The sequence below is a fragment of the Enterobacter wuhouensis genome (genome assembly GCF_004331265.1).
Taxonomy (GTDB): Bacteria; Pseudomonadota; Gammaproteobacteria; order Enterobacterales; family Enterobacteriaceae; genus Enterobacter; species Enterobacter wuhouensis.
In genome coordinates this window covers 1-1630 of the sequence record NZ_SJOO01000031.1, presented here as the reverse complement: position 1 = coordinate 1630, position 1630 = coordinate 1, and the positions used below count along the sequence as shown (strand labels likewise).

General features: G+C 53.4%; 1 rRNA gene. It reads right to left on the bottom strand.

What is annotated here, in order from left to right:
• Nucleotides 1-20: 20 nt before the first annotated feature.
• Nucleotides 21-1560 (bottom strand): 16S ribosomal RNA (locus tag E0L20_RS23730).
• Between the last annotated feature and the right edge of the window lie 70 nt (nt 1561-1630).

Here is a 1630-nt window from a genome sequence, read left to right as displayed (position 1 = left end):
CAAAGGCAGGTTCTTTAAGGTAAGGAGGTGATCCAACCGCAGGTTCCCCTACGGTTACCTTGTTACGACTTCACCCCAGTCATGAATCACAAAGTGGTAAGCGCCCTCCCGAAGGTTAAGCTACCTACTTCTTTTGCAACCCACTCCCATGGTGTGACGGGCGGTGTGTACAAGGCCCGGGAACGTATTCACCGTAGCATTCTGATCTACGATTACTAGCGATTCCGACTTCATGGAGTCGAGTTGCAGACTCCAATCCGGACTACGACGCACTTTATGAGGTCCGCTTGCTCTCGCGAGGTCGCTTCTCTTTGTATGCGCCATTGTAGCACGTGTGTAGCCCTACTCGTAAGGGCCATGATGACTTGACGTCATCCCCACCTTCCTCCAGTTTATCACTGGCAGTCTCCTTTGAGTTCCCGGCCGAACCGCTGGCAACAAAGGATAAGGGTTGCGCTCGTTGCGGGACTTAACCCAACATTTCACAACACGAGCTGACGACAGCCATGCAGCACCTGTCTCAGAGTTCCCGAAGGCACCAAAGCATCTCTGCTAAGTTCTCTGGATGTCAAGAGTAGGTAAGGTTCTTCGCGTTGCATCGAATTAAACCACATGCTCCACCGCTTGTGCGGGCCCCCGTCAATTCATTTGAGTTTTAACCTTGCGGCCGTACTCCCCAGGCGGTCGACTTAACGCGTTAGCTCCGGAAGCCACGCCTCAAGGGCACAACCTCCAAGTCGACATCGTTTACGGCGTGGACTACCAGGGTATCTAATCCTGTTTGCTCCCCACGCTTTCGCACCTGAGCGTCAGTCTTTGTCCAGGGGGCCGCCTTCGCCACCGGTATTCCTCCAGATCTCTACGCATTTCACCGCTACACCTGGAATTCTACCCCCCTCTACAAGACTCTAGCCTGCCAGTTTCGAATGCAGTTCCCAGGTTGAGCCCGGGGATTTCACATCCGACTTGACAGACCGCCTGCGTGCGCTTTACGCCCAGTAATTCCGATTAACGCTTGCACCCTCCGTATTACCGCGGCTGCTGGCACGGAGTTAGCCGGTGCTTCTTCTGCGAGTAACGTCAATTGCTGAGGTTATTAACCTCAACACCTTCCTCCTCGCTGAAAGTACTTTACAACCCGAAGGCCTTCTTCATACACGCGGCATGGCTGCATCAGGCTTGCGCCCATTGTGCAATATTCCCCACTGCTGCCTCCCGTAGGAGTCTGGACCGTGTCTCAGTTCCAGTGTGGCTGGTCATCCTCTCAGACCAGCTAGGGATCGTCGCCTAGGTGAGCCGTTACCCCACCTACTAGCTAATCCCATCTGGGCACATCTGATGGCAAGAGGCCCGAAGGTCCCCCTCTTTGGTCTTGCGACGTTATGCGGTATTAGCTACCGTTTCCAGTAGTTATCCCCCTCCATCAGGCAGTTTCCCAGACATTACTCACCCGTCCGCCGCTCGTCACCCGAGAGCAAGCTCTCTGTGCTACCGCTCGACTTGCATGTGTTAGGCCTGCCGCCAGCGTTCAATCTGAGCCATGATCAAACTCTTCAATTTAAGTTTGATGCTCGTGAATTAAACTTCGTAATGAATTACGTATGTTCACTCAGAGACTTGGTATTCATTT